Annotated in this window: 8 protein-coding genes; 3 read left to right on the top strand and 5 right to left on the bottom strand. The window is 62.3% G+C overall.

Going from position 1 to position 8,008, the window contains the following annotated elements; translation table 11 throughout:
- Positions 1-264: 264 nt before the first annotated feature.
- Positions 265-699 carry a PACE efflux transporter gene (locus tag PMI40_RS22170; protein WP_008120137.1) on the bottom strand — a complete coding sequence of 145 codons (435 nt, stop codon included), beginning with the start codon at positions 697-699 and terminating at the stop codon, positions 265-267.
- A 121-nt stretch (positions 700-820) separates the two neighbouring features.
- Between PMI40_RS22170 and PMI40_RS22165 the strand changes: the two genes are divergently transcribed.
- Positions 821-1,723: a LysR family transcriptional regulator gene (locus PMI40_RS22165; protein WP_008120135.1), complete on the top strand. Its 903-nt coding sequence runs from the start codon at positions 821-823 to the stop codon at positions 1,721-1,723.
- A 57-nt stretch (positions 1,724-1,780) separates the two neighbouring features.
- Here the strand turns inward: PMI40_RS22165 and PMI40_RS22160 are convergent, their stop codons facing one another.
- A complete protein-coding gene (locus tag PMI40_RS22160; protein WP_008120133.1) occupies positions 1,781-2,743 on the bottom strand; it encodes a 3-hydroxyacyl-CoA dehydrogenase NAD-binding domain-containing protein in 963 nt (320 codons plus the stop codon).
- Positions 2,744-2,962: 219 nt separating this feature from the next.
- On the opposite strand from PMI40_RS22160, the gene PMI40_RS22155 reads away from it, so the two are divergent.
- Positions 2,963-3,682, top strand: coding sequence for a DUF4088 family protein (locus PMI40_RS22155; RefSeq protein WP_008120131.1), 720 nt, complete (start codon positions 2,963-2,965; stop codon positions 3,680-3,682).
- Positions 3,683-3,955: 273 nt separating this feature from the next.
- Positions 3,956-4,657, top strand: coding sequence for an SDR family oxidoreductase (locus PMI40_RS22150; protein ID WP_008120127.1), 702 nt, complete (start codon positions 3,956-3,958; stop codon positions 4,655-4,657).
- Positions 4,658-4,727: 70 nt separating this feature from the next.
- Here the strand turns inward: PMI40_RS22150 and PMI40_RS22145 are convergent, their stop codons facing one another.
- The 3 genes from PMI40_RS22145 to PMI40_RS22135 all read right to left on the bottom strand — a co-directional run bounded on the left by PMI40_RS22145 (position 4,728) and on the right by PMI40_RS22135 (position 7,902).
- Positions 4,728-5,756: a methionine synthase gene (locus PMI40_RS22145; protein WP_193365702.1), complete on the bottom strand. Its 1,029-nt coding sequence runs from the start codon at positions 5,754-5,756 to the stop codon at positions 4,728-4,730.
- A 26-nt stretch (positions 5,757-5,782) separates the two neighbouring features.
- Complete coding sequence (locus PMI40_RS22140; RefSeq protein ID WP_008120122.1) at positions 5,783-6,766, bottom strand: DUF1852 domain-containing protein; 984 nt, start codon at positions 6,764-6,766, stop codon at positions 5,783-5,785.
- Positions 6,767-7,011: 245 nt separating this feature from the next.
- Complete coding sequence (locus PMI40_RS22135) at positions 7,012-7,902, bottom strand: LysR family transcriptional regulator (protein WP_008120120.1); 891 nt, start codon at positions 7,900-7,902, stop codon at positions 7,012-7,014.
- Positions 7,903-8,008 lie beyond the last annotated feature (106 nt).

The following is an 8,008-nucleotide window of genomic DNA, read 5'->3' as shown; positions in this document are numbered from 1 at the left end:
AAGCGGCGACGATGCGGTTGTTCTTGGCAAACATGTTAATTCTCCCTGAGGCAGTGTCCCGGCGTGGTCTTCACCCCCTGTGAAGACTTCTGTGTGCAGCGGGTATGGGTGTACTTTAATTTCTGGACCACGCGGGCGACATCGGGCGAAACCCGAGAGCACAACCATAAGCATCAGGAAAAACCCTGCTTTGGCAAAAAAGCCTTTTTTACAACGGTTGAACCCGGGGAAAACCTGGAGGGAGAGGAAGAAATTACCTGGCGATCAGTGTTCGGCAATCGGCATGGCCGAGCTTGGCAGGCCGAAGACGCGATCGAACAGCAGGTTGAACAGGTACGTATAGACCATGAAGAAGACGATCAGGCCCAGGTCGAGCACGAAGGCATCCCACAGGCTGATGTCGAGCCACCAGGCAAACAGCGGCACCAGCATCGCCACCAACCCACCCTCGAAGCCGATGGCATGCAGCACGCGCCGCTTGAAGTCGCGGCCGCGCGTTGGCTGGCGCGCTTCCCAACGTTCGAAGGCGCCGTTGAAGACGAAATTCCAGATGAAGGCCACCGTCGACGAAGCCACCGCCGCGGCCGTCGAATGGGCGCTGTCGTGGCCACCGATGACCGACAGGCCGAAGGTGGTAAACAGGATCGCCAGTGCCTCGAACAGGCAGGCGTAGACGAATTTGCGCTTGAAACCTTGCATCAACCACTCCACTGACCAGAACTCGAATTGCCCGATATGGGAACCGAGGCGCATTTTATGGTTTAATTTTTGAAAGAAGAAGTTGGCTTCTTTCAATTTAATTGATAACCAAAAAGACAACATGCCCTTTTCAAGCGACAGCGTGCGGGTGTTCCTGGCGGTGCTCGACGGCGGTTCGTTCTCGGCTGCAGCGCGCACGCTGGGTCGGGTCCCGTCATCGGTGAGCATGACCATCGCCCAACTGGAGGCCGAACTCGACCTGGTGCTGTTCGACCGCACCGCGCGCGATGCCCGGCCCACCGACATGGCGCGTGCGCTGGAGCCCGACGCCCGCCTGCTGGCAAGCCAGCTGCGCCAGCTCGATGCACAGGCGTTGTCGCTGCACCAGGGCCTGGAACGCAAGTTGACGCTGGCCGTCGCGCCCGAGTTGCTATCGGTGCCCTGGGCCAAGCCGCTGGCGGTGCTGGCGACCGAATTCCCGTCGCTGGAGGTGGAAGTCCTGTCGTCGCCCCAGGCCGATGCGATGCGCATGCTGCACGATGACACCGCGCAACTGGCCGTGGTGTTCGAACGCCATGCCGGCAACGAGCGCGAGGCGTTCCAGGAACTGACCAGCGAAATGATGGTGGCCGTGATCGCGCCCGCGCATCCGGCGTTGGCCGCAGCGTCCCGCAAGTTGCGCTACGAGGACCTGTACGACATCCGCCAGATCGCCGTGGCCAGCCGCGACGCCAGTATCTCGGACCCGCGCTTTTTCCTGGCGCGCCGCATCTGGCGCAGCGATAACCACCTGGCCACGCTATCGATGGTGCGCGAAGGGCTGGGTTGGGCCTATCTGCCGCACAGCCTGGTGCAGCCGCAGATCGCCGCCGGGCAACTGGTGGCCATCGATTTCGACAACATCAGCAACCAGCTGCCGCTGTGGGTGGACGTGGTGTGGAAGAAGGACCAGCCGCTGGGGCTGGGCGCGCAACGCTACATCGCGTTGATGCGCGAGATGGCGCCGGCCAGGCGCGCGCCGTAGACGCCAGGCAAGCCCGGCCCGCGTCGATGCTGCGGGTCGGGCGCACGCTGTCCGATATCAGGGTATGACGCGCGCGCGGGCCTTGGCGGCGATCAATTCCACCAGCAGCTGGTCGCGCTGGGCGCCCAGTTCGGCCGAGGTCCGTCCCGCCATCTGCTCGGCCACGCCGGCGGCGATCTGCTGGCGCAGCGGCTCGCTGATGGTGGGCGTGCCCAGGTCAGCCCACCAGCTTTCGATCGGCGGCCCCAGGTGCTCCAGCATGTGGTCGATGCCGCCGGCGCCACCCGACAGGTGCAGGTTGAGAAAGGGCCCCATCAATGCCCAGCGCAGGCCCGGGCCATAGGCGATGGCGGTATCGATGTCCTCGGTGCTGGCCACGCCTTGCTCGACCAGGTGAAACGCCTCGCGCCAGAGGGCTGCCTGCAGCCGGTTGGCGATGTGCCCCTTGACCTCCTTGCGCGGATGGATCGGCTTCTTGCCGATGGCGGTATAGAAATCCATGGCGCGCTGGACCGTTTCGGGCGAGGTCTGCTGGCCGCCGATCACCTCGACCAGCGGGATCATGTGCGGCGGGTTGAAGGGGTGGCCCAGTACCACCCGCTGCGGATGGCGGCAAGCCTGCTGCACCCGGCTCATCAACAAGCCCGATGAGCTCGACGCGATGATCACGTGTTCCGGCAGCGCCGCATCGATGCGGCGAAACAGCTCGATCTTGAGGTCTTCCCGCTCAGGCCCATTCTCCTGGACGAAGTCGGCGCCCTCGAGCGCGTCTTCCAGTTCGCTGAAAAAACGCAGCCGCGAAGGCGACGCGCCCGGTGCCAGACCCAAGGCCTCGAGCCCGGGCCAATGGCGGGCGACCGCTTCGTGCAGGCGCTGCTCGGCGCCGGCACTGGGGTCGGTGGCGCTCACGTCCAGGCCCTGCGCCAGGAAACCGGCGACCCAACTGGCGCCGATGACGCCGGTACCGATGACCGCTACGCGCCGGATCGGCGGCGTCGATGCGTTGCTGCTTTGCTGCATGCGTGTCTCCCTCAGGTAGTCAATCCATATGTTTATTGGTGTTATTGATTTGGCATGATGCTTGCCAGGCCAACAAGCATCATGCCATGACCAGCCCACTTATGATCTGCGCCGCCACGCTTTGGGCTATCATCGCGCACAGCCAAGGATCAGGTTGCCAAGGGTAAAGTTTATGGCCGGTGCCGCCGTTAAAGGTAGTTGCGCAACCAGGAGAACAACATGAAGCAGCTCAAGCTCAACCTGAAGGACGATGTCTACGAAATGCTGCAGCGCGAATTCAAGAATTTCGTGCGGCTGTCAACCAAGGTCGATTCGGGCTTCGTGGCGCCTTCGTTCGATGCCTTCCTGATGGCCCGCCTGTCGGACAATACCAACTTCCTCACCGAAGAGGCGGTGCAGCACCTGATGATGTCGGGCCAGTACGCCTGGGCCCGGCGCGCCATGGACCGCGACTTCCCCGATGTAGTGGCGATCCTGATCGCCGAAGCGGCCAATTACGGCTTTCACATCGCGGTGCGCCACGACTGGAGCAGCGAAGACCTCACCGAGGCCGCTCGCGCCTGGGCCCTGGCCATCATCAAGCAGTCCCAGGGCGATGAAACCCAGGTCGACGTGCTGGCGGCCCAGATCAAGTCCGCAGCCGTGAGCATCACGGTGGTGCAGGAAAAGCTCAAGACCCCCGCCACCCGCCTGGCCCACGCGCTGGGCCAGCAGATGAACGACACCCAGGTCGCGCTGCAGCATGCCCGCGGCGTGCTGGCGCGCGAACAGCTGGGCGCATTCCGTACCCTGCTCAAACTGGGCGTGGCCTACGGCTCGATCAAGGAACAGGCCGAAAAGGATGCGCTGGCCAAGCTGCAGGCACAACGCCCCTACCTGTTCCACCAGCCCAGCGAAGGCGTCTTCGCCAAGCTGGCCGCCTGGTGGCGCCTGCTCTGACATCGCCTCGGCTTGCCGCGCAGGCGGTGGCCGACGCCGCCCGCGTTAAACTGGCGCCTTTTGCATCGGGTCTAGTACGCCCGCTCCCGCTTCCATCATGAAAAACAAGAAATTCTGGCTCTTCGTCGGCGCCGCCCTGCTCTGCCTGTTGCTCTCCAGCGTGCCATTGCTGGCATTGTGGCTCACACCCGATTGACCGCCCCGGTCCGCAGCCGCCAGCACATTGCGCGCGGCTGTACTACGATGTGCGGTTTTGCCTACGGAGCATTCCAGATGACTGAAAAAGTAGCGTTGATCACCGCCGCCGGCAGCGGCATGGGAGCGGCCGCCGCAAGAAGGCTGGCCGCCGACGGCTTCAAGGTGGGGATTCTTTCGTCGTCCGGACGCGGCGAGGCATTGGCGCTGGAACTGGGCGGCCTCGGCGTGACCGGTTCGAACCAGTCGCCCGACGACCTCAAGTCGCTCGTCGACCAGGCGGTGGCGCGCTGGGGTCGGGTCGACGTACTGGTCAACAGCGCCGGCCACGGGCCGCGCGCCCCGATCCTCGACATCAGCGACGACGACTGGCATCGCGGCATGGAAACCTACCTGCTCAACGTGATCCGCCCCACGCGACTGGTCACGCCGCTGATGCAGCAACAGGGTGGCGGCGCCATCATCAACATTTCCACCGCTTGGGCGTTCGAACCAAGCGACATGTTTCCCACCTCGGCGGTGTTCCGCTCCGGCCTGGCGGCATTCACCAAGATCTTCACCGACACCTACGCGCGCGACAACGTGCGCATGAACAATGTGCTGCCGGGATGGATCGACAGCCTGCCGGCGCGCGAAGAACGCCGCGCCAGCGTGCCGATGCAGCGCTATGGCACCAGCGAGGAGATCGCCGCCACCATCGCCTTCCTGGCCTCGCCGGGCGCGGCCTACATCACCGGGCAGAACCTGCGGGTCGACGGCGGCTTGAGCCGGTCGGTCTGAGCGCCCGGCCTTGCCGATGCCTGGATTGCCGGGCACCGGCAAGGCTGTCGACCCCACCGGGGTCAGGCGATCAGCCGGCCAGTTCCCTGCGCACGATTTCCGCGCCGGCACTCAACGCATTGAGCTTGCCTCTTGCCACGCCACGGGATAGCGGCGCCATGCCGCAGTTGGTGCAGGGATAGAGCTTGTCGGCATCGACGAAGCGAAGTGCCTTGCGCAGGGTGTCGGCGACCTGCTCCGGTGTCTCGATGGTATCGGTGGCCACGTCGATGGCCCCGACCATCACCTTCTTGCCGCGTATCAGTTCGATCAGGTCCATGGGAACGCGCGAGTTGTGGCATTCCAGCGAGACGATGTCGATGCTGGATTTCTGCAGCTTCGGAAAAGCCTCTTCGTATTGTCGCCACTCCGAGCCCAGGGTCTTCTTCCAGTCCGTATTGGCCTTGATGCCGTAGCCGTAGCAGATATGCACGGCGGTCTCGCACTTCAAGCCCTCGATGGCCCTCTCCAGGGTAGCGACGCCCCAGTCATTGACCTCGTCGAAGAAGACATTGAATGCGGGCTCGTCGAACTGGATGATATCGACACCCGCGGCCTCCAGCTCCCTGGCTTCCTGGTTGAGGATCCCGGCGAATTCCCAGGCCAGTTTCTCGCGGCTCTTGTAATGGCTGTCGTACAGCGTGTCGATCATCGTCATCGGACCCGGCAGCGCCCATTTGATGGCTTGCGTGGTCTGCTGGCGCAAGAACCTGGCATCGTCGACAAACACCGGCTTGGGGCGCGATACGGCACCCACTACGGTGGGCACGCTGGCGTCATAGCGGTTACGTATGCGGACGGTCTCGCGCTTGTCGAAATCGACGCCGTCCAGGTGCTCGATGAACGTCGTCACAAAATGCTGGCGTGTCTGTTCGCCATCGCTGACGATATCGATACCTGCATGCCGTTGTTCCTGCAGCGCCAGGCGCAGCGCATCCTGCTTGCCCTCGACCAAAGCCTCGTCCTGCAATTTCCAGGGAGACCAGAGTGTCTCGGGTTGTGCCAGCCAGGAGGGCTTGGGCAAGCTGCCGGCAGTCGAAGTGGGTAATAGTTTCTTCACGATGGATGACATGGTTTCCTGGTGAGTCAAAGGGCAGTGGCGGCGGACCACCGATCAAGTATTTCGCGGTACGGCTTGATGAATTTTTCCTCGACGAACCTTCCCTGTTGAACCGCCAGCCGACTACGTTCTTCCCGATCGTAGACGATCCGGGTCAATGAATAATCCTGGTGCTGCAGGCTTGGCCGGTAGGATTTTCCCGCCGCTGAATTGGCGTTGTAGATCTCGGGCCGGTAGATCTTCTGGAAGGTTTCCATGGTGCTGATGGTGCCGATCAGCTCGAGGTTGGTGTAGTCCCCCAGCAGGTCGCCGGCGAAATAGAACGCCAGCGGTGCGGCGCTGTTGGGCGGCATGAAGTAGCGCACCGTCAACCCCATCTTGGCGAAGTAGTCGTCGGTGAGCGAATATTCATCCTGCCGGTATTCCACGCCCAGTACGGGGTGGCGGTTCTCGGTCCGATGATAGGTCTTGCTGCTCGACACGCTCAGGCAGATGACAGGCGGCTTGCTGAAATGCTCTCTGTAGGTGCTTGAATTGACGAAGCACTTGAACAGCTTTCCATGCAGGCTGCCGAAATCGTCTGGCGTGCTGAATTCGGGCCGGTTCCTGGTGTGTTCCAGCAGCAGCACGCTGAAGTCATAGTCGCGCACGTAGGAAGAAAAGTTGTTTCCTACGATGCCCTCGATGCGCTCGTCCGTCTTCCTGTCGACGATGTCGGTCTTCAATATCTCGATCAGGGGCAGCGCCTGGCCAGTCTCCCGGCCGTCGATATGCATCTCGACGGAAACGATCTCGAGTTCGACGCCATAACGGTCACCGTTGGGGTTGTCCCAATGCGCCAATGCATTGAAACGATTGTCGATCATCTCCAGGGTGTTGCGCAGGTTCTCCTGCCGGTTCCGGCCCCTGGCCAGGTTGGCGAAGTTGGTCGTGATGCGCGTATTGTCCGAAGGACGATAGTGTTCATCGAAGCGGATGCGCCCGATGGCAAACGTGAATTCTTTATCCATTTGTGATCCCGCAACCTGATTGTGGAGATGAAACCTGTATCTGGTTTCCGGTCAGGACGGATTCTATGCCGGTCGATCAATGAATAAAAATGATTTTATCTCATCAAATCATTAGCTATGCTCATACGACGCTGCGCAGTCGACGCTGCGCCATCGCGCCGCCGGCAGGGATGCGGCAGGCAAGAAGACAGGGTGTGCTCGAGGTCGCGGCAGGCGGCATGGGCGGCACCACATGCCACCAAAGATCAGGCGACGACCGGGTTCCTGGCCTGTTCGATGAAGGCATGCAGGTAATCGATGCCCACGTCCGCCTCGCGCGCCCCCAGGAAGATGTGCTTGGCAATGCCTTTCTTGCCCAGCCGCACCGGTACCACATCCATCTTGTCGGCATATTCCAGCACCAGCCAGCGCGGCAGGGCCGCCACGCCGCGGCCGCTGGCAACCATCTGCAGCATGATGTCGGTGGTCTCGATGGCCTTGTGGCGCTTGGGAGTGATGGCGGCCGGCGTCAGGAACATGCTGTAGATATCCAGCCGGTCCACCGGCACCGGGTAGGTGACCAGCACCTCGTCGCTCAGTTGCCTGGGCTTGATGTATTCCTCCTGGGCCAGCCGGTGGTTGCTGGCCACGACCAGCACCTGCTCGTAGTCGAACACCGGTTCGAACACCAGGCCCGGCTTGTCCAGCGGATCAGGCGTGACCAGCAGGTCGATTTCGTAGCCGAACAACGCGCCGATGCCCCCGAACTGGAATTTCTGCTTGACGTCCACGTCCACATCGGGCCACGCGGCCAGGTAGGGCGAGACCACCTTCAGCAGCCATTGGTAGCAAGGATGACATTCCATGCCGATGCGCAATGCGCCGCGCTCGCCCTGGGCAAACTGCCGCAGGCGTTCTTCGGCAAGTTCGAGCTGCGGCAGCACCCGGTTGGCCACCGCCAGCAGGTACTGGCCGGCCTGGGTCAGGCGCAGGCTGCGGCCTTCGCGCAACCAGACGTCCGTGCCCAGCTGCTGCTCCAGCTTTTTCATGCTGTGGCTCAACGCCGACTGCGTCACGTGCAGTACGCCCGCGGCTGCGGTCAGCGAACCTTGCTTCTCCACCTCTTGGACGATGGAAAGATGAATGCGATCAAGCATGATGGATGAATGAAATTCAACTATTTCTAAGTGAAATCCATTTTACTTCATCGCTCCATGTGCGCTACCAGCGATGCAAAGGCCGCGAGCCCCGTGCCGAATCGCC

The sequence above is a fragment of the Herbaspirillum sp. YR522 genome (assembly GCF_000282575.1).
Taxonomy (GTDB): Bacteria; Pseudomonadota; Gammaproteobacteria; order Burkholderiales; family Burkholderiaceae_D; genus Herbaspirillum.
The sequence above is the reverse complement of the archived record's forward strand: the minus strand, read 5'-3'. Positions and strand labels throughout refer to the sequence as shown.

Bases quoted from the DNA above. Each gene is read 5' to 3' on its own strand.
- PMI40_RS22140 (WP_008120122.1), bottom strand. From the start codon at position 6,766: ATGGATAAAGAATTCACGTTTGCCATCGGGCGCATCCGCTTCGATGAA.
- PMI40_RS22155 (WP_008120131.1), top strand. From the start codon at position 2,963: ATGAAGCAGCTCAAGCTCAACCTGAAGGACGATGTCTACGAAATGCTG.
- PMI40_RS22160 (WP_008120133.1), bottom strand. From the start codon at position 2,743: ATGCAGCAAAGCAGCAACGCATCGACGCCGCCGATCCGGCGCGTAGCG.
- PMI40_RS22150 (WP_008120127.1), top strand. From the start codon at position 3,956: ATGACTGAAAAAGTAGCGTTGATCACCGCCGCCGGCAGCGGCATGGGA.
- PMI40_RS22135 (WP_008120120.1), bottom strand. From the start codon at position 7,902: ATGCTTGATCGCATTCATCTTTCCATCGTCCAAGAGGTGGAGAAGCAA.
- PMI40_RS22170 (WP_008120137.1), bottom strand. From the start codon at position 699: ATGCAAGGTTTCAAGCGCAAATTCGTCTACGCCTGCCTGTTCGAGGCA.
- PMI40_RS22165 (WP_008120135.1), top strand. From the start codon at position 821: ATGCCCTTTTCAAGCGACAGCGTGCGGGTGTTCCTGGCGGTGCTCGAC.